21 protein-coding genes and 1 tRNA gene are annotated in these 22,047 nt (G+C 66.3%); 19 read left to right on the top strand and 3 right to left on the bottom strand.

The window, feature by feature from the left end:
* The 17 genes from Q0627_RS20025 to Q0627_RS19945 all read left to right on the top strand — a co-directional run.
* On the top strand, positions 1 to 1,088 hold a 1,088-nt coding region (locus tag Q0627_RS20025; RefSeq protein ID WP_298812169.1), incomplete at its 5' end, for an HAD-IIA family hydrolase.
* A 12-nt stretch (positions 1,089 to 1,100) separates the two neighbouring features.
* On the top strand, positions 1,101 to 1,292 hold the full coding sequence (locus tag Q0627_RS20020; protein ID WP_291011478.1) for a hypothetical protein: 192 nt from the start codon (positions 1,101 to 1,103) through the stop codon (positions 1,290 to 1,292).
* Positions 1,293 to 1,336: 44 nt separating this feature from the next.
* Positions 1,337 to 2,215: a TlyA family RNA methyltransferase gene (locus tag Q0627_RS20015; protein ID WP_298812166.1), complete on the top strand. Its 879-nt coding sequence runs from the start codon at positions 1,337 to 1,339 to the stop codon at positions 2,213 to 2,215.
* Between the two features lie 99 nt (positions 2,216 to 2,314).
* Positions 2,315 to 3,373 carry an NAD kinase gene (locus Q0627_RS20010; RefSeq protein WP_298812163.1) on the top strand — a complete coding sequence of 353 codons (1,059 nt, stop codon included), beginning with the start codon at positions 2,315 to 2,317 and terminating at the stop codon, positions 3,371 to 3,373.
* Positions 3,374 to 3,375: 2 nt separating this feature from the next.
* Positions 3,376 to 5,166, top strand: coding sequence for a DNA repair protein RecN (gene recN, locus Q0627_RS20005; RefSeq protein ID WP_291011471.1), 1,791 nt, complete (start codon positions 3,376 to 3,378; stop codon positions 5,164 to 5,166).
* Positions 5,167 to 5,278: 112 nt separating this feature from the next.
* Entirely contained in the window at positions 5,279 to 6,466 is a 1,188-nt protein-coding gene (gene steA / locus Q0627_RS20000) for a putative cytokinetic ring protein SteA (protein WP_298812156.1), read from the top strand.
* 3 nt (positions 6,467 to 6,469) lie between these two features.
* Positions 6,470 to 7,390: a copper transporter gene (locus Q0627_RS19995; protein WP_291011466.1), complete on the top strand. Its 921-nt coding sequence runs from the start codon at positions 6,470 to 6,472 to the stop codon at positions 7,388 to 7,390.
* 126 nt (positions 7,391 to 7,516) lie between these two features.
* Complete coding sequence (locus Q0627_RS19990) at positions 7,517 to 9,280, top strand: CTP synthase (RefSeq protein WP_291011513.1); 1,764 nt, start codon at positions 7,517 to 7,519, stop codon at positions 9,278 to 9,280.
* Positions 9,277 to 9,924 carry an NUDIX hydrolase gene (locus Q0627_RS19985; RefSeq protein ID WP_291011464.1) on the top strand — a complete coding sequence of 216 codons (648 nt, stop codon included), beginning with the start codon at positions 9,277 to 9,279 and terminating at the stop codon, positions 9,922 to 9,924. Before Q0627_RS19990 ends, Q0627_RS19985 begins: the two co-directional genes overlap by 4 nt.
* A complete protein-coding gene (gene xerD, locus Q0627_RS19980; protein WP_291011462.1) occupies positions 9,921 to 10,853 on the top strand; it encodes a site-specific tyrosine recombinase XerD in 933 nt (310 codons plus the stop codon). Before Q0627_RS19985 ends, xerD begins: the two co-directional genes overlap by 4 nt.
* 312 nt (positions 10,854 to 11,165) lie before the next feature.
* Positions 11,166 to 12,011, top strand: coding sequence for a ParA family protein (locus tag Q0627_RS19975; protein ID WP_291011510.1), 846 nt, complete (start codon positions 11,166 to 11,168; stop codon positions 12,009 to 12,011).
* A gap of 9 nt (positions 12,012 to 12,020) precedes the next feature.
* On the top strand, positions 12,021 to 12,821 hold the full coding sequence (locus Q0627_RS19970; RefSeq protein WP_291011460.1) for a ScpA family protein: 801 nt from the start codon (positions 12,021 to 12,023) through the stop codon (positions 12,819 to 12,821).
* A gap of 23 nt (positions 12,822 to 12,844) precedes the next feature.
* Positions 12,845 to 13,564 carry an SMC-Scp complex subunit ScpB gene (scpB, locus tag Q0627_RS19965; protein ID WP_291011507.1) on the top strand — a complete coding sequence of 240 codons (720 nt, stop codon included), beginning with the start codon at positions 12,845 to 12,847 and terminating at the stop codon, positions 13,562 to 13,564.
* A 9-nt stretch (positions 13,565 to 13,573) separates the two neighbouring features.
* Positions 13,574 to 14,608, top strand: a complete 1,035-nt coding sequence (locus tag Q0627_RS19960; protein ID WP_298812151.1) for a pseudouridine synthase — start codon at positions 13,574 to 13,576, stop codon at positions 14,606 to 14,608.
* 38 nt (positions 14,609 to 14,646) lie between these two features.
* Entirely contained in the window at positions 14,647 to 15,339 is a 693-nt protein-coding gene (cmk, locus tag Q0627_RS19955) for a (d)CMP kinase (protein WP_291011504.1), read from the top strand.
* Positions 15,336 to 16,772, top strand: coding sequence for a ribosome biogenesis GTPase Der (gene der / locus Q0627_RS19950; protein ID WP_291011456.1), 1,437 nt, complete (start codon positions 15,336 to 15,338; stop codon positions 16,770 to 16,772). The genes cmk and der overlap by 4 nt, the downstream gene beginning before the upstream one ends.
* An 87-nt stretch (positions 16,773 to 16,859) precedes the next feature.
* Positions 16,860 to 16,933 (top strand) — tRNA-Pro (locus Q0627_RS19945).
* 178 nt (positions 16,934 to 17,111) lie between these two features.
* Here Q0627_RS19945 and Q0627_RS19940 read toward each other — a convergent pair.
* The gene (locus Q0627_RS19940; protein ID WP_298812177.1) at positions 17,112 to 17,807 is read right to left on the bottom strand and encodes an MFS transporter; all 696 of its coding nucleotides are present in this window, start codon (positions 17,805 to 17,807) and stop codon (positions 17,112 to 17,114) included.
* 206 nt (positions 17,808 to 18,013) lie between these two features.
* Between Q0627_RS19940 and Q0627_RS19935 the strand changes: the two genes are divergently transcribed.
* Complete coding sequence (locus Q0627_RS19935; protein WP_298812146.1) at positions 18,014 to 18,949, top strand: LysR family transcriptional regulator; 936 nt, start codon at positions 18,014 to 18,016, stop codon at positions 18,947 to 18,949.
* A 31-nt stretch (positions 18,950 to 18,980) separates the two neighbouring features.
* Positions 18,981 to 19,253 carry a hypothetical protein gene (locus Q0627_RS19930; RefSeq protein WP_298812143.1) on the top strand — a complete coding sequence of 91 codons (273 nt, stop codon included), beginning with the start codon at positions 18,981 to 18,983 and terminating at the stop codon, positions 19,251 to 19,253.
* 15 nt (positions 19,254 to 19,268) lie between these two features.
* Here Q0627_RS19930 and Q0627_RS19925 read toward each other — a convergent pair whose 3' ends face one another.
* Both Q0627_RS19925 and Q0627_RS19920 read right to left on the bottom strand, forming a co-directional pair.
* Positions 19,269 to 20,126: a DUF817 domain-containing protein gene (locus Q0627_RS19925; protein WP_291014508.1), complete on the bottom strand. Its 858-nt coding sequence runs from the start codon at positions 20,124 to 20,126 to the stop codon at positions 19,269 to 19,271.
* 108 nt (positions 20,127 to 20,234) lie between these two features.
* On the bottom strand, positions 20,235 to 21,953 hold the full coding sequence (locus tag Q0627_RS19920; protein WP_298812136.1) for an alpha/beta-hydrolase family protein: 1,719 nt from the start codon (positions 21,951 to 21,953) through the stop codon (positions 20,235 to 20,237).
* Positions 21,954 to 22,047: the final 94 nt, after the last annotated feature.

Here is a 22,047-nt window from a genome sequence, read left to right as displayed (position 1 = left end):
AGGAGAGTTCGGAGATCATCACGGTGATCGACGGTGACTCCGCATCACCTGCGGCCGCGCCCGAAGTGAATGAGCTGCCCGCAGGATCGATCATGGCAGCCTACGAAGCGCTGCTTCTCGACCTCGACGGAACTGTCTTCGGCGGCAAGGCACCGATTATCGGTGCCCGCGAGACGCTCGCCCGCGCTGAGATTCCTCAGTTCTTCGTGACAAACAACGCCAGTCGGCGTCCCGTCGACGTCGCCGATCACCTGAACGAACTAGGATTCGACGCCGAGCCCGAGCAGGTGGTGACCAGCGCACAAAGCGGCGCCCAGCTCCTTGCCGAACACCTCGAACCGGGATCGCGGACGCTGGTGGTCGGCTCGGAAGGACTCGCGCAGGAGGTTCGCGAGGTGGGCATCGGTGTCGCCCGCAGTGCCGACGACAAGCCGGACGCCGTTATCCAGGGGTATTCACCGCACATCGGGTGGGCGGAACTGTCGGAGGCCGCACTCGCGATCCGGGCCGGAGCGCTGTGGGTGGCCACCAACATCGACGCCACGTTGCCATCGGAACGCGGACTGCTGGTGGGCAATGGATCTCTTGTCGCTGCAGTCGCCAACGCCACCGGGCAGAGTCCGCTGGTCGCGGGTAAGCCCGCAGCACCGCTGATGGTGGATGCGATCCGTCGCAGCGGTGTCAATAAGCCGCTTGTTGTGGGCGACCGTCTCGACACCGACATCGAAGGTGCGCACACAGTAGGACTCGACAGCCTGCTCGTCCTGACCGGGGTCAGCACCGCACGCGACCTGCTCGCGGCGCCGCCCGAGCAACGTCCCACCTATGTGACCGCTGACCTGCGGGGTCTGTATCTGTCTGCCGACCTGGTTGCGATCACCCCGCACGATGGCTGGGAGATCGAGATCGACGGTGACACGATCACCGTGAAGTCCGCCGGAGGGTCTGCCGAGAGTCTGCTGCCGAGCCTAGCGGCCGCGGTCTGGGCCTCGAGCGAGACCATCGATCACGGATTGCTCAGGATCTCCGGTGCCGACGACACCGTGAACGCACTGTTGGCGCAGCTCGGTCTCGCCGGAGTGGGCTGACGTGAGTTTGCGATGACCGAATCGGAGTACGTCGGCGACGATGCTGTCGTGGGCGCGGTGCGTGAGCTGCTGGCCCAGGTCGATGCGCTGCAGCAGACTGAGAGCAAGGGTTTCGACCTCGTCGGGCTCGCCAAGCAGAGCGCACTGCTCGAACGCGCCCACGACGAGCTGACCGAGGCGCTTGAGGGCGTCGAACGCCCATGAGTCGGTCGTGCTGGTTCACCACATTTTCCGAAGGGTGGAGCTGAATGGCCGCGCGAGCCCGATTGGATGCCGAACTGGTGCGGCGCGGCCTGGCCCGTTCCCGCGAACAGGCGCGTGAGTTCATCGAAGCCGGAACGGTCAAGGTGAACGGTGTGGTCGCCGCGAAGCCTGCCACCAATGTCGCCCGCGATACCCCGATCGTCGTCGTCGACGCGCCGCCGGACGATTGGGCTTCGCGAGGGGCGCACAAGCTGATCGGCCCGCTCGACGCCTTCGCCGGTAGCGGGCTGACGGTCGCCGGGCGCCGCTGTCTCGATGCGGGGGCTTCGACGGGTGGGTTCACCGATGTCCTGCTCCGCCGTGATGCAGGCCGGGTGGTGGCCGCTGATGTGGGCTACGGCCAATTGATCTGGCGCCTGCAGAACGACGTCCGCGTGGATGTGCACGACAGAACCAACGTGCGTAGCCTCACATCCGACCAGATCGGCGGACCAGTTGACCTGGTCGTGGCCGACCTGTCGTTCATCTCCCTGTCCCTTGTGCTACCGGCACTCGCCGACTGCGTCGAGCCTGATGGTGACCTGCTCCCGATGGTGAAACCACAATTTCAGGTCGGCAAGGATCGGGTCGGTGCCGGCGGAGTGGTCCGTGACCCCGCACTACGCATCGAAGCGGTGGCCGAGGTGGCCCGCGACGCCGCCGTGCTGGGGCTCGAAACCCGGGGTGTTGTGGCCAGCCCACTGCCCGGGCCCGCGGGTAACGTCGAGTACTTCATCTGGTTGCACAAACCCGCCGACGTGCCGGGCGGTATGTCGGCGGCGGCGGATAAGGTCGGAGACCGGAGCGCTCCGGTGAGCGCGCAACCCGTCGGTCCTGAGATCATGGCGATGATCGTCGCCGCGGTCGAGGCAGGCCCTCGCTGAGACGACGCCCATCGGGGCAGGCCAGTACGGAGTGGGCCGATCGTCGTCGGGCGACGGGGCCAAGACCGACCTCAAGTCGCGGTGAACGGAAGGACAGCAGTGGACGGTGATAGGCGCGGTGGGAATCATCGGGAGTTCCTGGTGGTCGCACATACGGGACGCGCGATCGTCACCGAGACCACGGCCGCGATCGCGCGTCATTGTGCCGCCGCGGGTGTGACGTTACGGGTGATCGATCACGACACCCGGAGTTTTGTGCCGGGCGTCGATTTTCCGACCGGTCAGGTCGAACTCGGACCCGAACTCCCCGAAAGTTTTCCGGTGAATCCGGCGGACCTGCGCGATATCGGTGCCGATGTCGCGGTGACCGGTGGCGATCCGGATGCCGCGGCCGGGTGCGAGCTTGTGATCGTTCTCGGCGGTGACGGAACATTTCTGCGCGCCGCTGAACTGGCGTACGGGGCCGACGTCCCAGTCCTCGGAATCAACCTCGGCAGGATCGGATTTCTCGCAGAGGCCGAGGCGAACCGCATCGACGAGGTGATGACTCGTCTCGTCGAGCGGGACTACCGGATCGAGGACCGGATGACACTCGACGTCACCATCGCCGACCCGGCTCATCCGGGCCAGATCCTGGGCCAGAGCTGGGCACTCAACGAGATCGCGCTGCAGAACCGGACCAATCACGGCGTTCTCGAACTGGTGACCGAAGTCGACGGGCGGCCTGTGTCGGCGTTCGGTGCCGACGGTGTGCTGGTTTCGACGCCTACGGGCTCGACCGCGTATGCGTTCTCCGCGGGCGGACCGGTGATGTGGCCGGATCTGGAGGCGATCTTGGTGGTGCCGAACAATGCGCACGCCTTGTTCGCCCGGCCGATGGTGACGAGCCCGCGGTCGCGGATCGCGCTGGAGATCGACAAGGGCGGCCGCTCGGCGGTGGTGCTGTGCGACGGTCGCAGGCAGCTACAGGTACCGCCGGGAGCGCGGATCGAGATCGTGCGCAGTCCACGGCCATTGAAGTGGCTGCGTATCGACTCCGAGCCGTTCGCCGACCGGTTGGTGACGAAATTCAAGCTTCCGGTGACCGGGTGGCGGGGCGGGAATGACGCGGCGTGGCGGGGCGGGAACGACGCGGCGTGGCGGGGGAGACAAGGGTAGACATGCTCGAAGAGCTGACCATCGAAGGGCTCGGTGTGATCGAGCACGCGTCGGCCCGGTTGCATCCGGGGTTCACCGTGCTCACCGGCGAGACGGGTGCGGGCAAGACGATGATCGTTACCAGCCTCCATCTGCTCTCGGGGGCCCGTGCCGACGCCGGGCGCGTACGGACCGGTAGCCCCAAAGCGATCATCGAAGGCCGATTCCGGTTGCCATCGGGGGCCGGGGAGGTCGCCGAAATGGTGTCCGCGGCCGGTGGTGAGGTCGATGACGACGACTCGGTGATCGCGGTGCGCACCGTCGCCGCCGATGGTCGTTCGCGGGCCCATGTCGGGGGCCGGTCGGTGCCGGTCGGAGTGCTCGGTCAGATCACCACCAGCCTGTTGACCATTCACGGCCAGAACGACCAGCTGAGGCTGCTCAAACCGGAGCATCAGCGCAGCGCGCTCGACACCTTCGCCGGTGCGCCGGCAGCGAAGGCGCTCACCGGTTACCGCTCGGCACGGGACACCTGGACGGGGATCCTCGACGAGCTCGAGCAGCGGCGCGGCAACATGCGCGAACTCGCGCAGGAAGCGGACCGACTGCGCTTCGGCATCGGCGAGATCGACGTGGTCGACCCGTCACCGGGCGAGGACACAGAGCTCACGGCCACGATCCGGCGCCTGACAGATCTGGAGACGATCCGGACGACGGCCGTGAGCGCACACGGCATCGTCGCCGACGAAGGCAGGTCGGTGATCGATGGCCTGGGCCAGGTGCGCTCGCTCCTGGAATCATCCACCGATGACACATTGCGCGGGCTGCTACCGCGCGTGGCCGAGGCGTTGACCGTGGTCACGGACGTGGGTGCCGAACTGACCGACTTCTTGTCCGACCTGCCGACGGACGCGGATTCACTCGACCAACTGCTGACCCGGCAGGCCGAGCTGAAAGCGCTGCTGCGCAAGTACGCGCCCGACATCGACGGCGTGATCGAATGGCGCGACGAGGCACGGGCCCGGCTGGCCGAGATCGAGGACCCGGCGGGGTCGATCGAAGAACTCGAAGCCGCGCTTGCCGACGCCGCTCATGAGGTGGCAAAGGCGGCGGGCAAACTCACCGCGATCCGGCTCAAGGCGGCCGATTCGATGGGCAAGAAGGTGTCCCGCGAACTCGCCGGCCTGGCGATGGGGGAGGCGGCCGTTGCCGTCGCCGTCACCGGCGATCGGGCTTCGGCCGATGATCGGCTGGCCGTCGACTGCGGCGGCGAATTGCTGCACGCCGGCCCGAATGGAACCGATCGCGTCGAGTTCTCGCTGGTGGCGCACCGCGACGCGCAGCCGCTGCCGATCGCCAGGTCGGCGTCGGGTGGCGAGCTGTCGCGGGTGATGCTGGCGCTCGAGGTGGTGCTGGCCGAGCCGACGAGCGGATCGATCATGGTGTTCGACGAGGTCGATGCCGGCGTCGGTGGTGCGGCGGCAGTGGAGATCGGTCGCCGGCTGTCGCGGCTGGCCAGGGCACATCAGGTGATCGTGGTGACGCACCTGCCACAGGTGGCCGCATTCGCGGACAATCACCTGGTCATCGGTAAACAGGTTCGTTCTGTGGGAGCCGGTAAGGCGGGCAGGACGGGCAAGGTCACCAGCACGGTACGCACGCTCGACCGGTCGGAACGAGTGGCGGAGCTCGCGCGGATGCTTGCCGGGCTCGGTGACTCGGACACCGGCCGGGCCCACGCAGAGGAGTTGCTGGCGACTGCGGAGGCCGAGCGCGGACCTGCCACCGAAGGCGGTCGCGAACGCGCGGGCTGAGCGACTCGGCCCACGAGCTTGGCCGCAACAGATGGTGTTGGTGTGACAAAAGTTGCGAATGTTACGGCGCGCCTCCCCAACTGACCCACAGAGCGGGGCAATCATTGCCCTCATGAAGATGCCTGCTCTGCTCACGCGCTCCACAGAAGAACTTCCTGGTGTGACCGGAATCGCCAGGATCGATACCAATACTCGCCGGCTGCTCGGTCGCGTCGGGCCGGGCGACATCGCCATCCTCGATGAGGTCGACCTCGACCGCGCCACCGCCGACCGTCTCGTCGCGGCAGGTGTGGTGGCGGTGGTCAACGCCTCCGAATCCATCAGCGGCCGCTACCCCAACCTCGGCCCCGAGGTGCTGGTTGCCTCCGGCATCGTCCTGCTCGACAACACGGGGCCGGAGGTGTTCAAACGGGTCAAGGACGGCGCCCGACTCCGCGTCGACGACGATCACCTGTACGTCGGCGACAAACGGCTGGCACATGGCACCCAACTCGACGAGATCGAGATCGCCGACATGATGATCGATGCCAAGTCGGGCATGGTCGATCATCTGGAAGCGTTCTCGGGCAACACCATCGAGTTCATCCGCAACGAGTCGCCGCTGCTGATCGACGGAGTGGGTGTCCCCGAGATCGACGTGAACCTCAAGGGCCGCCACGTGGTGGTCGTCGCCGACGGACCCGATCACGCCGCCGATCTGAGATCCCTCAAACCGTTTATCAAGGAGTATCAGCCGGTACTCATCGGTGTCGGGGCGGGTGCCGACGTGCTGGTCAAGGCGGGCTACAAGCCTGCGGTCATCATCGCCGATCCCGACGAACTCAAGACCCAGACGCTCAAATCAGGTGCGCAGTTGGTACTTCCGGCCGATACCGACGGTCATGCGCCCGGTCTGGAACGGATCCAGGATCTCGGCATCGGGGCAACCACTTTCCCCGCCGCGGGATCACCCTCGGACCTGGCGCTGTTGCTCGCCGACCACCATGGTGCGGACCTGATCGTCACCGCAGGCTGCGGCGGCGACCTCGACGACTTCTTCGACCGCTCGCGCCGGGAGAGCAACCCGTCGACGTTCCTGACCCGGATGAAGGTCGGGGCCAAGCTCGTCGACGCGAAAGCCGTTGCAACGCTGTACCGTAGCCGGGTTTCGGGTACCGCGATCGCTTTCGTCGTGCTGGCTGCGCTCATCGCGATCATCGCCGCGGTCGTCCTGTCCAATTCGGGGGCTGACTCCTGGGACTGGATCGTGGCTCAGTGGGATCGGTTGGTCGAGTGGGCGCGCGGCGTCTGGAACCGCTAGCGCATGATCTCGCTGCGTCAACACGCGATTTCGCTGGTTGCGGTGTTCCTCGCACTCGCCCTCGGGCTCTTTCTCGGTTCGGGTTTCGTCGGTGATCAGGTCAATTCGCTGACCGGCGCAAAACGCGACCGGATCGGCGACCTGCAGGAGGAACGCGACCAGCTGAACGCGAAGCTCAACTCGGCCGATAGCTTCGACCGGGCGATGGCGCCGCGCCTGATCGCCCAGACACTCAAAGGTCATTCGGTGCTCGTGGTCACCGTCCCGGGTGTCGTCGACGCCGATGTCGATGCGCTCAAGGAGTCGGTATCGGCCGCGGGCGCCGGCTTCGCCGGCCAGATCGAGATCTCCGAGCAACTCGTGGCGGACAACGAGGCCGCCAAGTTGCGCAGCATCATCGACCAGACGATTCCCGTCGGCGCGCAGCTGCGTGCCGACTACGTCGACTCGGGGTCGCGGGCCGGTGACCTGCTGGGAACACTGACGCTGCATTCGGCCGACACGCGCGCGGCTGCGGCCGAGGATTCGCGGGTGGGGCTCGAAGCTCTTCGCGAAGGCGGGTTCATCGGCTATGTCGACAATGCGATCACACCTGCCGACCTGGTGCTGGTGATCACGGGCGGCGCCTACGGTGGGGACTCGGGAGCCAAGGGACAACTCGTCGGCAGGCTCGCCGCCGCGATGGCAGCGCGTGGACAGGGTGGGTCGCTGGTCGGTCGCATCGGATCGGCGACGGGTGGATCACCCATCGCGATCGTGCGTTCGGATCCGGCGCTGGGCAACGCGATCTCGACCGTCGACAACGCCGACGTCCCGACGGGCCGGATCACCAGTGTGCTCACACTCGCGGAAGAGGGGAATGCACGGACCGGTGCGTACGGTACGGGCCCCGGAGCCACGGCCATCACAGTCGGCGCGCGCTAGAGTACGCGCCCGTGCTCCGGACCGGTGCCGGTCGCGGCGCGCCGTCGTTGCCGAGTCGAACCGGGGTACGGGCACTGGTGCTACTGTGAAGTCCCGTAGGTAAGCAGGTTTCGAGCCTGATTCATCCTGACGGGAGACGCATTGCGACCACTGCGCCACGTGCACGCAGGCACTAAGCATATTTTTGTGACGGGTGGTGTCGCCTCATCGCTTGGTAAGGGACTCACCGCTTCCAGCCTCGGTCAACTGCTGACCGCCCGCGGGCTGCGGGTGACGATGCAGAAGCTCGACCCCTATCTGAATGTCGACCCCGGCACGATGAACCCGTTTCAGCACGGAGAGGTCTTCGTCACCGAAGACGGGGCCGAGACCGATCTCGACGTCGGACACTACGAGCGGTTCCTCGATCGCAACCTGTCGCAGTCGGCGAATGTGACCACCGGGCAGGTGTATTCGACGGTCATCGCCAAGGAACGGCGCGGCGAGTATCTCGGCGAGACGGTTCAGGTGATCCCACACATCACCGACGAACTCAAGTCGCGGGTCCTGGCGATGCGTGCCCCCGACGAGAACGGTGACGCACCCGACGTGGTGATCACCGAGATCGGTGGCACCGTCGGCGACATCGAATCCTTGCCGTTCATCGAGGCGGCCCGGCAGATCCGGCACGACGTGGGCCGCGACAACGTCTTCTTCCTGCACGTGTCGCTGGTCCCGTATCTCGCGCCGTCGGGTGAGCTCAAGACCAAACCCACGCAGCATTCGGTGGCCGCGCTGCGCAACGTCGGTATCCAGCCGGACGCGCTCATCCTGCGCTGTGACCGGGACGTCCCTGAGGGTCTCAAGGCCAAGATCGCGCTCATGTGCGATGTCGACGTCGAGGGCTGTATCTCCACGCCCGATGCGCCGTCGATCTACGACATCCCCAAGGTGCTGCACAGCGAGGGCCTTGACGCCTACGTGGTGCGCAAGCTCGATCTGCCGTTCCGCGACGTCGACTGGACGGTGTGGGGGGAACTGCTCAAGCGGGTCCACGAACCGCGGGAGACCGTGCGGATCGCGCTCGTCGGCAAGTATGTGGACCTGCCCGACGCGTATCTGTCGGTCACCGAGGCGATCCGGGCCGGCGGCTTCGCCTGCCGGGCCAAGGTCGAGATCAAATGGGTGCCGTCGGATGACTGCGCCACCCCCGAGGGCGCGCAGGCCGCACTCGGCGATGTCGACGGGATCCTGGTGCCGGGCGGCTTCGGCATCCGCGGCATCGAGGGCAAACTCGGCACCATCGCCTACAGTCGCCGGCGCGGGATTCCGCTGCTCGGTCTGTGTCTCGGGCTGCAGTGCGTGGTGATTGAGGCGGCCCGCTCGGTGGGTCTCAACGAGGCCAGCTCCACCGAATTCGACCCGGACACAAAGCATCCGGTGATCTCGACGATGGCCGACCAGGAACACATCGTGGCCGGGGAGGCAGATCTCGGCGGGACGATGCGCCTGGGTTCGTATCCGGCGAAGCTGATCCGCGGCACCGTCACGGCCGAGTCGTACGGAACTCTCGATGTCACCGAACGGCATCGGCACCGCTATGAGGTCAACAACGCCTACCGCGACAAGATCGCCGAATCGGGGCTGGTGTTCTCGGGCACCTCGCCCGACGGCCAGCTGGTCGAGTTCGTGGAGTACCCGCGCGACCGCCATCCGTTCCTGGTGGCCACACAGGCTCATCCGGAGCTCAAGAGCCGACCGACCCGACCGCATCCGCTGTTCCGTTCACTGATCGAGTCGTCGCTGAAATATAAAGCGGCCGAACGTCTTCCGGTTGATCTCGGGGAGTACGACGCGGGTGAGCGGGAGCAGGGCGGCCCGTCGGCCGGTTCCGGGGACGCCGAAGCGTGAGCGAACCGGGATCGCATGACTTCGTCGTGCGCGACTCACGCACCGTCTACGACGGCGCGATCCTCGCATTGCGCGTCGATCAGGTCGAGATGCCCGGCGGCCGGATCGCCGAACGTGAGGTGGTCGAACACCATGGCGCGGTCGCGGTCGTGGCGCTCGACGATGCCGGTCGCGTGGCGATGGTGCGCCAGTACCGGCATCCGATCGGGCGCCGGTTGCTGGAACTACCCGCCGGGTTGCTCGACGGCGGACCCGACGAGGACCCGCTGACGGCGGCGCAGCGCGAACTCGCCGAAGAAGTGGATCTGGCGGCCGACTCCTGGCGGGTACTCACAGACCTGGCGCTGTCCCCGGGATTCACCGACGAGGCCCTGCGGGTCTATCTGGCTGAATCGTTGCACTCCCTGAATCCGGCGGAACGTCACGACGAAGAGGCCGACATGGCGGTCGAATGGGTTGCTCTCGGCGACGCCGTCGCCCAGGTCCTGTCCGGGGAGATCGTGAACGCCACAGCGGTCGCCGGGATCCTCGCCGTGTCGGTGGCACTGACGAACGGCGCCGCACTGCGCGACCCGTCAGCGGAATGGACCGACCAGCCGACCGGACTGCAATCGCGTAAACACGGCGACGCCCGGCGGTCATGAGCCTGACCGACGATGTTGGCCGCTACCTCGATCACCTGACGGTCGAGCGGGGTGCGGCGACCAACACCGTCAGTTCCTATCGGCGCGACCTCACCCGGTACCTCGGCTACCTTGCCGGCCGACGGATCGACCGGCTACCGGAGATCACCTGCGCCGATGTGCGCGAATTTCTAGTGGAGCTACGCAGGGGAGACCCCGACCGGTCGATCGTCCCGCTCGCCGACAGCTCCATCGCACGGACCCTGGTGGCCGTTCGCGGGCTGCACCGGTTCGCGGTGGCCGAGGGGTGGACCGATGTCGACGTCGCCCACGAGGTCTCCCCGCCGCGCGCACCGCGGAGGCTGCCGAAGTCATTGCCCATCGATCACGTGGCGCGGATCCTCGACGCCGTCGGCACCGACGACACCCCGCGCGCGCTTCGCGACCGCGCGCTGCTGGAACTGCTCTACAGCTGTGGTGCGCGGATCTCCGAGGCGATCGGCCTCGATGTCGACGACCTCGATATCGGTGCGCGCGCAGTTCGGTTGCGCGGTAAAGGCGGAAGGGAGCGGATTGTGCCCATCGGCGGACCGGCGGCCGACGCGCTCGACGGCTATCTCGTGCGTGGCCGGCCGGCACTGGCCGCGGGTGCCAGGTCGGTATCGGTCGGGCCCGGTGTGTTCCTCAACGCGCGGGGTGGGCGTCTGTCGCGGCAGAGCGCCTGGCAGGTCCTCGCCTCGGCCGCCGAACGCGCTGGTATCGCCGAAACGGTCTCACCGCACACCTTGCGGCACAGTTTTGCCACCCATCTGCTCGACGGTGGTGCCGATGTCCGGGTGGTGCAGGAGTTGCTCGGCCATGCGTCGGTCACCACCACACAGGTGTATACGCTCGTGACGGTCAACACGATGCGTGAGGTTTACGCCACCGCACATCCGAGGGCCCGGTGACCGGTCGCGGCGGATGTGGGCGATCCGCGATGATCAGACGTCGTGGACCTATTAGGCTGGACAATCGGAACTACCAGATCCTTGATTTCACGCCAGGCCGACTCAGCCGACGAAGGGAGCGCGGGGGACGTGACAATTGACAGCGGGGACCCGGACGGAGCCTCAACGCCGTCGGTGCCCGCACCGGAGCCGTCCGTAGCGCTACCCGATTCCGAGCATCTGCTCGCAGCAGAGCCACAGCCCGAACCAGATCAGCCCACACCCGTCGCGGAGTCCGCACCCGACACCGGGGGTGCGGGGCCTTCCGGTGATGTGCCGCTCGGCCCCACGGGCAGGCCCTACCGGCAGATCCCCGACCCGCGGCCGCTGGACAAGCACGGCCCGGCGTCGGTGGTCGCGATCTGTAACCAGAAGGGCGGCGTCGGCAAGACCACCACGACGATCAATCTCGGTGCGGCCCTGGCCGAATGCGGTCGTAGGGTGCTGCTGGTCGACCTCGATCCGCAAGGCGCGCTGTCCGCGGGGCTCGGGGTACCGCATCATGAGCTCGACGCGACGGTGCACAACCTGCTGGTGCCACCGCAGATGGCCATCGATGACGTGCTGATGCGCACCCGGGTCGACGGCATGGACCTGCTGCCCAGCAACATCGACCTGTCGGCGGCCGAGATCCAGCTCGTCACCGAAGTTGGTCGCGAACAGTCCCTGGCCCGGGCATTGCATCCGGTGCTCGACCGCTACGATTTCGTGCTCATCGACTGCCAGCCGTCGCTGGGTCTGCTCACCGTCAACGCGCTGGCCTGCGCCGACAGCGTGCTGATCCCGATGGAATGCGCGTACTTCAGTCTGCGCGGGCTGGCACTGCTCAACGACACCGTCAACAAGGTGCGTGACAGGCTCAATCCCAAGCTGACGCTCAGCGGCATCCTGGTGACGATGTTCGATTCCCGCACCCTGCATTCGCGTGAGGTGATGGAACGGGTCGTCCAGGTGTTCGGCGACATCGTGTTCGACAGCGTCATCAACCGTACCGTCCGGTTCCCGGAGACCAGTGTCGCCGGTGAACCGATCACGTCATGGGCGCCCAAATCCGCCGGGGCCGAATCGTATCGGGCATTGGCGCGCGAGGTCATCGCACGTGACGCCGGCGTCGTGTGATCACGTCAGGTGAGTGACAACGAGCAGGGTTTTCAGGTACGGCTGTCCAATTTCGAGGGACCGTTCGATCTGCTGCTCGATCTGATCAGCAGGCATCGCCTCGACGTGACAGAGGTGGCGCTGCACGCGGTCACCGACGATTTCATCGCCTACACCCGCAGGCTCGGTGATCAGCTGACCCTGGAGCAGACCACCGAGTTTCTGGTGGTCGCGGCCACACTGCTCGATCTGAAGGCGGCGCGGCTGCTGCCGGCCGGTGAGGTGGACGACGCCGAGGACCTCGCCCTGCTCGAGGCGCGCGACCTGCTGTTCGCCCGGCTGCTGCAATATCGCGCCTACAAGCAGGTCGCCGAACTGTTTGGCGAGCTCGAAGCCGCTGCGTTGCAACGGTATCCGCGGTCGGTATCGCTGGAGGAACGGTTCACCGGGCTGCTTCCGGAGGTCACCCTCGGCGTCGACGCGGCGCGTTTTGCCGAGATCGCGGCTGCTGGTCTGGCCCCGCGCCCGGCACCGGCCGTCGGTCTCGCGCACCTGCACGTGCCCAAGGTATCGGTGCCCGCGCAGGCGCGACTGGTGATGGCGATGCTGCTCGACGATCCGGGCGCCTGGTTCAGTTTCCGGGAGATCGTCGCCACCTGCGATAACCCGTACGAGGTGATCGGACGGTTCCTGGGGCTGCTGGAACTGTTCCGCGAACGCGCGATCGCCTTCGAACAGCCCGAGGCGCTCGGCGAGCTCAAGGTGAGCTGGACCGGCGAGCGCGCGCCGGACGAGGTGAATCTCAGTCGGGGAGAGGAAGACTACGAGTGAGCGACGACCCGGTGGAAGAAGCGATGGTCGACAAGACCAGCGACGGCGAGCGTGAGGTGGGGGTGGACCAGGAGGCCGTCGAAACGTCCGAAGTCAGGCTCGACGACGCCGAGCTGCGTGCCGCGCTCGAGGCGGTTCTGCTCGTGGTGGACACTCCGGCGCCCACCGCGGATCTGGCCCGCGCCGTCGACGAGGACGAGGCCCGCGTGGCTCCCATGCTGCAGCAGATGTCGGCCGACTTCGGGGTGGCACGCAGCGGCTTCGACCTGCGGTTCGCCGGCGATGGCTGGCGGTTCTACAGCCGCGCCGACTACGCGCCGTATGTCGAGCGTCTGCTCCTGGACGGGGCGCGTTCCAAACTGACGCGGGCGGCGCTGGAGACGCTCGCGGTGATCGCCTACCGGCAGCCGGTGAGCCGGGCGCGGGTCGGCGCGATCCGCGGCGTCAACGTCGACGGAGTAGTCCGTACGCTGCTGGCCCGCGGTCTTATCGTCGAGGTCGGCACCGACCCCACCACGTCGGCCACCACCTACGGCACCACCGAGATGTTCCTGGAACGGCTGGGCCTGGCCTCACTGACCGAACTGCCTGATCTGGCACCGTTGCTGCCGGATGTGGATGTCATCGATTCGCTCGACGACGAGCTGCTCACCGATCCACGATTCGCCAAACTCGACGCCAAGAGGGCACACTCGTCGGGAGAGAAGACACCGGACGACGACGTGTCCTCGTCCGCCGAATGAGAGATCCACATGGCATCCGCTAGCCGAGACGGCACACCGGGCCCGCGTAAACGCGCAGGTCGTTCCACATCCGCATCGTCCGGGGGACAGCCCGGACGGGGGGCGCGCAAAGCAGGGCAGCCCAAGACGGGTTCGCAGTATTCAAAGGCCGCCAAGGGCGGCGCCGAAACGGGCAGGCCGGCCAAGAAGACTCACCGCAAGGGCACCTCGAAGCCCGACGTCACGTCGGGAAAGGTGCGTCTGAACAATGCTCGCCCGGCTCGGCACCAGGGCGGGAACGCCGGAGGTGACGGCGGCGCGTCGTATGTCTCCGACGGGGTTCGCCTGCAGAAGGTGCTCGCACAGGCCGGTGTCGCGTCGCGGCGCGGTGCCGAAGAACTGATCGCCGCCGGCCGCGTCAGCGTCGACGGCGAGATCGTCGTCGAACAGGGACTGCGGATCAACCCGGACACCGCGATCGTGCGGGTCGACGGCGCCCGCGTCATCATCGACGAGACCAAACAGTATCTGGCACTGAACAAGCCGCGCGGCATGCAATCGACGATGGCCGACGACCAGGGGCGCCCGTGCATCGGCGACATCATCGCCGAACGCGTCATGGCCGGGCACCGGATGTTCCACGTGGGCCGCCTCGACGCCGACACCGAGGGCCTGCTGCTGCTCACCAACGACGGCGAGCTGGCGCACCGCCTGATGCACCCGTCGTACGAGGTGCCCAAGACATACATGGCGACCGTGAAGGGCGAGGTGCCGCGCAGCCTGAACCGCACCCTGCGGGCCGGTGTCGAACTCGACGACGGGCCGGTGAAGGTGGACTCGTTCACCATCGTCGATGTCAACAATGGGGCGTCGCTGGTGGAGATCGTGCTGCACGAGGGCCGCAACCGGATTGTCCGCCGCCTCATGGAGGAAGTCGGCTTCCCGGTGCGCCGACTGCTGCGCACCCAGGTCGGCGATGTCGCCCTCGGCGACCAGCGGGCCGGCAGCCTGCGGGTGCTCGGCCGCGACGAGATCGGTGGACTGTACGAGGCGGTCGGCCTGTGAGCACCAGTCCGAACGTGCCGACCGCACCGGATACGGGCGTGGTGACCGGATCGGCCCGTGTCGTCGCCATCGACGGTCCTGCCGGGACCGGAAAGTCCACCGTCTCCAAACTTCTCGCCGGTACGGTCGGTGCGCAGTGTCTCGACACCGGAGCGATGTACCGGGCCGTCACCCTCGCGGCGCTCGATCTCGGTGTGCCGCTCGACGACCCGGCCGCGATCGCCGCTGCCATGGCAGACGTGGACGTCGACGTCATCATCGATGCCGACGGCACCAACCGGGTGTTCCTGAACGATTCGGACGTCTCGGACCGGATCCGCACAGCCGAGGTATCCGCGGCGGTGTCGGCGGTGTCGGCTGTCCCTGAAGTTCGTACGAAACTGGTTGCGCTGCAACGGAAAGTATCGCGCGACCGATTTGTGGTGATTGAAGGCCGGGACGTGGGTACCGTGGTGTTCCCCGATGCCGGGCTCAAGGTATTCCTCACCGCGACCGCCGAAGCGCGCGCTCAGCGCAGGCATCAGCAGAACCTCGAGCTGGGGCAGCCCAGCAACTATGACGAGGTGCTGGCGGCGGTCAACCGGCGTGATCATCTCGATTCGACCCGGGCGGTGTCGCCGATGCGGGCGGCCGACGACGCCGTCCTCGTGGACACCAGCGACCTCACCCTCGACCAGGTACTCGACGAACTGGCTCGCCTGGTCGACGAGCGGATCGGAGTACAGCCGTGACCGACAACATCGATACCGGCCTGACGGTTGCCGGTGACGGCACGTGGTCGGATGAAACCGATTGGGAAATCAGCGATCTGGTCGACGGGGACGAACTCGGTACCGGGGGACCGGTGCCGGTGGTCGCCATCGTCGGGCGGCCGAACGTCGGCAAGTCGACACTCGTCAACCGCATCCTCGGGCGCCGGGAAGCCGTTGTCGAGGACATTCCCGGAGTGACCCGGGACCGGGTGTCGTACGCGGCGAGCTGGTCGGGCAGGCGGTTCACCGTCGTCGACACCGGTGGCTGGGAGCCCGATGCGAAGGGTTTGCAGCAGGCCGTCGCGGCGCAGGCGGAGCTCGCGATGAAGACCGCGGACGCGATCGTCGTCGTGGTCGATGCGACCGTCGGCGCCACCTCGACCGACGAAGCGGTCGCCAAGGTGCTGCGCCGTTCCAAGACCCCGGTCATCCTGGTGGCCAACAAGATCGACAGCGAACGGCAGGAAGCCGAAGCCGCCGCATTGTGGTCGCTGGGGCTGGGGGAGCCGCATCCGGTGTCCGCGGCGCACGGCCGGGGCGCCGGCGACGTGCTCGACAAGATCCTGGAGGTTCTTCCCGAAACCCCGCGTGAGGCAACAACCTTGGGGGGCCCGCGCCGGGTGGCGCTGGTCGGCAAACCCAATGTGGGCAAGAGCTCATTGCTGAACAAGCTTGCCGGATCCGAGCGGTCGGTGGTCGACAATGTTGCCGGCACCACCGTCGACCCGGTGGACGAACTCGTCGAATTGGGCGGCAAGACATGGCAGTTCATCGACACCGCCGGTCTGCGCCGTAAAGTCCGCACCGCGAGCGGGCACGAATACTATGCCTCGCTGCGGACCCGTTCGGCCCTGGATGCGGCCGAGGTGGCGATTCTGCTGATCGACGCGTCCGAACCGATCACCGAACAGGACCTGCGGGTGCTGTCGATGATCATCGACAGCGGCCGGGCCCTGGTCATCGCGTTCAACAAGTGGGATCTGGTCGACGAGGACCGGCGCTATCAGCTCGACAAGGAGATCGACCGCGAACTGGCCCGGGTGCCGTGGGCGCGGCGCGTCAACATTTCTGCCAGCACGGGCCGGGCCGTGCAGAAGCTGGTGCCCGCCATCGAGGGTGCGCTGGAGTCCTGGGACAAGCGGGTCTCGACCGGCCAGCTCAACAACTGGCTCAAGGACATCATCGCCGCCACACCGCCGCCACTGCGTGGTGGCCGCCAGCCGCGCGTGCTGTTTGCCACTCAGGCCGCTACCCGCCCGCCGACGTTTGTCCTGTTCACCACCGGCTTCCTCGAAGCCGGCTATCGCAGGTTCCTGGAGCGCCGACTGCGTGAGGAGTTCAACTTCGACGGCTCCCCGGTCCGGATCAACGTCCGCGTCCGCGACAAGCGCGAGCAGCGTCGTAAGAAGTAGATGACATCCACCGCCCCTGACCAGGCGATTAGTCGTTCGCGGGGGTGGTGGGCTAATGTCTGTAAGGCCTCGTGAGAACGACGGCAACGGGCTGTGGCGCAGCTTGGTAGCGCACCTGACTGGGGGTCAGGTGGTCGCAGGTTCAAATCCTGTCAGCCCGACGTCAAATCCCTGGTGAGACAGCAAGTCTCATCAGGGATTTATTGTGTCCGAAGGTGGTCCGCCCGAAAATGTCGAGCTGGTCGTACACGAGGCGCTGCGACGATATGTCGTGGCTGGTCTGTGGATGAGGGGACCAGAGATAGGGTGCGCGGGCATGCGGCCGGACGACTCGAACGGTCACGAATCGAACTCCCGCCGGGAGAGAAGCGGAGGGGTCGCCAACAGGGCGACCCCGGCGAGGACGACCGCGGTGTGGGCACCGACGAATCCGGCAAGCACTCCCCAGACGGCGGTGAGCGCAGCGATGCTCGCGTTGCCACTGATCCGCCAGGCGGAGAGAGCTCGCGCGACTTGTTCGGGTTGAAGCCTTTGGAGACGGTAGGTGGCGAACACCGGGTTGAACACTGCAATGCTGGTGATCAGAGCGAACTCAATCGCGATCACCGTGAGCAGTCCCGGTGTTCCCGGCCGTACAAACAGGAACGCCACTGGCCAGCAGACGCGCAGGATGCCACTGACGTAGAGAACTCTTTGCGGGCCGTATCGTGCGACGAGTCGCGGGGCCAGGCGCGACCCGAGAAGCCCACCTAGACATGGCAAGCCGAAGGCCAGGCCGTACTGCCATGCTTTGAACCCGAACTCTCTGAGCAAGAGCACGGCCAGTAGAGGCTCGGTCGCCATGATGAGGCCGTTGACAACCGTCGTGTTCAGGAACAGTGAGCGCAGCAGGCGGTCGGCGAGGATGAACCGCCAACCCTCGATGAGGTCGGCAAACCGGAACCTCTGGCCCGTGCGGCGTACCGGCCGCTGCCAGCAACGAGACCTCGAATGGATCGGCGTGCAGGACCAGCACTGCGATGAGCGGCAAGGCACCGAAGGCGAGTCCCGTGCCGAACGAGCTGGTCGCGAAGGCAGCCCACAGTTGGTTGAAGTCTTTGCTGAGCCGACTCGGTTGCACCGGTGCCTCGTTTCCACAACCAATAGTTGACCACTTCCATCGAATAGGCCGATTAACTGCGATGCAAACAACGATCCTGGTAGCTACCAACAACTTACGGTTGATTATGTAGGCTGCCGGGGTGGACCTTGACCTCGTGCGCACGTTCGTCTCCGTGGCGGATCTTGGACAGTTCCAGGAGGCGGCGACTGACCTGGGAGTCACCCAACAGGCTGTGTCCAAGCGGATCGCGGCGCTGGAGCGGGCGCTGGGAGTTCGTCTGTTCGTGCGAGTTGCTGCGCGCGGTGTCCGGCTCACCCTGGACGGGCAAGCCTTCCTGCCTCATGCGCGAGAGATGCTCGCCGTCGAGGAACGGGCGATCGCATCAGTTCGTCCGGGCCACAGAGCGCTGCGGATCGACCCGGTCAGTCGCCGAATCGCACCTGGACTACTCCTTCGCGACTTCCATCAAGCCCACCCGGAAGTCGCATTGGACGTGGTGACCCTGCTGGATGCGTCCGCAGCTGTCGAGGCGGTCCAGGACGGCACGCTCGACGCCACGTTCCGGGCTGTGAGAGACAAGCTTCCGAGCGACCTCAACCACGTCCGGATAATTGACGATGAACTCCAGCTGCTGGTCGGCCCGACACATCCCCTGGCCTCAGCTCGCCGGCTCTCGCCAAGTGAACTCGTGGGGCATCGCATCTGGATGCCGGGCAATACGCCGGGCACCGAATGGGCCGCGTACTATGACGAGTTCGCCGCAGCTTTCGACCTCACGATCGACACCATCGGCCCGAACTTCGGGACCGAAGCACTCCTGGATGCGCTCGCTGAATCCGCAGACCTTGCCACCATCGCGGGCGATGCGCCACGACTGATCTGGCCGGAACACTATGACCTGCGCCTGATTCCGCTCCGCGATCCGACACCTGTGTACCCGCATTCGGTCATCTGGCGTCGAGACAACCCGCACCCGTCACTGCGCGTGTTCTTCGACTACATCGCATCGGTACAAGTCAACCGCACCGATCGTGACGCGTGGACGCCGACCTGGACGAAGAAGCCCCAACGATGACGCTACTGAGATCGCGCCGACGATGGCACCGATGTCACGGCGATGCACAACTCCGGCGGCGACGATTAGCCTCGCGCGGGCGCAGCCGTTCGAGGACGGGAACAAGCGGACCGCGCTCTTCGTCGCCAACAGTCGGTTGATCGGTCACGAGCTGCTCCTGGTCGTTCCGTTCGACGAACACGACCTCGCAGTGGCCGACAACTTCAATGACCTTCTTGCCCGGGCCTATGTCTTCGATGAGGACGACGGCGTCAAGGTCCTGCTGCGGGAACGTGGATTCGTGGCGATGCGTAAGCCTGCGTGACAAGGGTGTCGGCGATCATCGGTGCTGGTCGTCGGGTCGCCGGGGAATCAGCGCGGTGACCAGGACGAAACTGAGGGTCACCAGCAGGGTCCACGAACTGAACTTGCCGATGTGGACGAGCTGCCAGCCGGCTTCCTGGCCGGGGTACTGCCATGCACCGAAGTAGGTGGCGATGTTCTCGGCGATCCATAAGAACAGCCCGATCAGGACGAACGACAGCGGCAGCGGCATCCAGTACCGGTCGTCGCCGACTGTGAACCACACACGCATTCGGATCGTGGCGAGCAGGAACGCCACCAGCAGGGGGAACCGGAAGTCGCCGATCAGGTGGTGGGTGAAGAAGTTCACGTAAGCCAGCATGGCCAGGGTGCCGACGACCGCGATGCGGTAGTTGCCGAGGCCGAGGTCGAACCGGCGAAACGCCTGGCAGATGTAGGAGCCGACCGCGGCATACATGAACCCGGCGTACAGCGGAACCCCGGCGACTGTGGCGATACCGGATTCGGGGTACTCCCACGACCCGGCGGCGACTTTGAAGATCTCCAGTACCAGTCCGAGGATATGGAAGATGCAGACCACCAGCAGTTCGCGTGGTGTCTCCAGGCGGGAGGCCACGAACATCACCTGCACCGCGACGAGAAAGACCAGCAGCGCGTCGTAACGCAGGATCGGTGCGTCCCAGTATCCGCGCAGCAGTGTCGACGCGGCGATTCCTGCGAGGACCACGATCGCGAATGCACAGCACTGCAACTCGATCCACACGAAACGACACAACTGCGCCACGTGGTGAGCGACGACGCGGGGACGTCCGCGTTGCGCCGCAGGTGCGGACTCGACACTGCCGGTCGTAACGTCTGGGTCTCGGCCGGTCACGGGTCGATTGTGCACTACATACAGTCAGTGGAGGACGTCAAAGTACCAGAGCCGGTATCCTGTGGACCGACTGATCCGGCATGCGGCGATCGGTGCGCCCTAGGGGCGTCAGCTGCGGGTGAGAAGCGGGACGAGTGCGGCTGTCTTCTCGTCGGTCCAGCCGGGCGGTTGCAGGATCTGGGCCCATGCGTAGGGGACGGCGGCGAGGAAGGTGTGGCCGTGTCCGTCGGGGACGTTGGTGGACACGGCCATGTCTGCCGACACCTGAAGGAACGTGACGAATGGGATCCAGCGGGTGGACGGCAGGACGTCGCGGCCGCGCTTTTCCGTGAGCCAGTCCGGCTTGTTGAGCAAGAGCCGCGGTGACCACCAGGTGATCGGGTCAGAAGCGTGCTGTAGGTAGACCACCCGGTCCTTGTCCCACGGTGCGTCGGGACGCTTCAGATCGGAGGGGTCGGCGACGAACCGGACTTTGGCGCCGTTATTGAAGATCGGCAGCCACTGCGGGCTTCCGTCGTCGCGGTTCGCGGTGGCGTCGTTCCACACGGTGTTGCTGAATGTGGGGCCGACGAACAGTGCGCCGTTGGTACGTGCCGTGATTGACGGGATGGTGCCGAACGCCGATTCGCCTGCGAACGATCCGAGGCTTTCACCGAACACCACGACCTTGGGCCGTTCATTGAGCGGCATCGCACGGATGCGCTCGTCGACAGCCTCGAACAGGGCCAGACCCGCTTTGCGTGCCCTGTCCTGGTCGGCCAGGAACGACAACCAGCTCGGCAGGAACGAATACTGCATGCTCACGGTGGCGGTGTCGCCGTTGAACATGTACTCGATGGAGTCGACGGCCGACCGGTTGATCCAGCCGCTGCCGGTGGTCGACCCGATGGCCACCACCTTGCGCTTGAGGCCGCCGGTACGTTCGAGTTCACGGGCTGCCAGTTCGGCACGGTCGTACACGTCGTCGGCGGAGTCGAGGCCCGTGAACACCCTGATGGGTTCGACGGCCGGTGCCTTGTTGAAGGCGGCCAGTTGTTCGGTGGTGGGGCCGGTACCGATGAAGGTGCGGCCCTGCCGGCCCAGCGAATCCCAGCTGACCAGCGATCCGGGACCTCCTGAGCGCAGCTGTGATGTGGTCGGATTCGTGTCCGCGTGGGTCTCGCCGTTGGCCGCGGCGAACGCGGAGTTGAGCGCCCGCATGGAGTAGTCGACGATCACACCGTTGACCAGGAAGACGGTGACCAGGACGACGATGCTCGCGGCGACGACCCGCGCGACCCGGGGCGGCATGATGCGCCGACTGCCCGCGCCGATCCAGCGGATCAATGCCGCCCAGCCGCGCCCGAGCGCCATCAGGATCACGAAGACCACGACCGCGACGACGATGATCGTCGGATATGCCCACCAGCTGAGTTGCTCCACCCCCATCAGCTCCCGGATGTCGTGCTGCCAGTCCGAGTACCAGAAGATGACCATGATCACGGTGCCGACAATCGCGACGATGCCGGTGACGGCCCAGACCCGGGGACCGGGCGATGGCCACCTGGTCTCGCGGGAGAGTAGGTAGCGCACGATCCACGCCGCGAACACTCCGAGGAGGTAACCGATCGCCGCGGATCCTCCGGTCACAACGCCCTGGAAGAGGGGGCCGCGCGGGAGCAGTGACGGCGTGGCCGACAGCCAGGCGAAGATCACCGCGAGGATGACGCCGGTGAACTCGAGCCGGGCCAGGAGTCCGCGCAACCGCGACGAGGACGGCGTGGAGTCGGGCGTCGGTGGAGTGCCGGGACCGTTGTCGGTGACGTCCTGGGTATCGGTAGCGGACAAGTGATCCCCCCATCAGCGGGCATGGTCTGGAGCCGCAGGCCTCGCTGTGGCTTGTCGAGGATAGCTGACCAGACCGTACACCGGAATGGTCGTC

This window comes from uncultured Gordonia sp. (genome assembly GCF_937858515.1).
Lineage (GTDB): Bacteria > Actinomycetota > Actinomycetes > Mycobacteriales > Mycobacteriaceae > Gordonia.
Note: the sequence above shows the minus strand (reverse complement) of the source record. Positions and strands in the feature narration are given on the sequence as shown.

What these genes read in the sequence shown, in the direction of transcription:
- Q0627_RS20020 (WP_291011478.1), top strand. Translation starts at nt 1,101, where the DNA reads ATGACCGAATCGGAGTACGTCGGCGACGATGCTGTCGTGGGCGCGGTG.
- Q0627_RS20015 (WP_298812166.1), top strand. Translation starts at nt 1,337, where the DNA reads ATGGCCGCGCGAGCCCGATTGGATGCCGAACTGGTGCGGCGCGGCCTG.
- recN (WP_291011471.1), top strand. Translation starts at nt 3,376, where the DNA reads ATGCTCGAAGAGCTGACCATCGAAGGGCTCGGTGTGATCGAGCACGCG.
- steA (WP_298812156.1), top strand. Translation starts at nt 5,279, where the DNA reads ATGAAGATGCCTGCTCTGCTCACGCGCTCCACAGAAGAACTTCCTGGT.
- Q0627_RS19995 (WP_291011466.1), top strand. Translation starts at nt 6,470, where the DNA reads ATGATCTCGCTGCGTCAACACGCGATTTCGCTGGTTGCGGTGTTCCTC.
- xerD (WP_291011462.1), top strand. Translation starts at nt 9,921, where the DNA reads ATGAGCCTGACCGACGATGTTGGCCGCTACCTCGATCACCTGACGGTC.
- scpB (WP_291011507.1), top strand. Translation starts at nt 12,845, where the DNA reads ATGGTCGACAAGACCAGCGACGGCGAGCGTGAGGTGGGGGTGGACCAG.
- Q0627_RS19960 (WP_298812151.1), top strand. Translation starts at nt 13,574, where the DNA reads ATGGCATCCGCTAGCCGAGACGGCACACCGGGCCCGCGTAAACGCGCA.
- Q0627_RS19930 (WP_298812143.1), top strand. Translation starts at nt 18,981, where the DNA reads ATGTCACGGCGATGCACAACTCCGGCGGCGACGATTAGCCTCGCGCGG.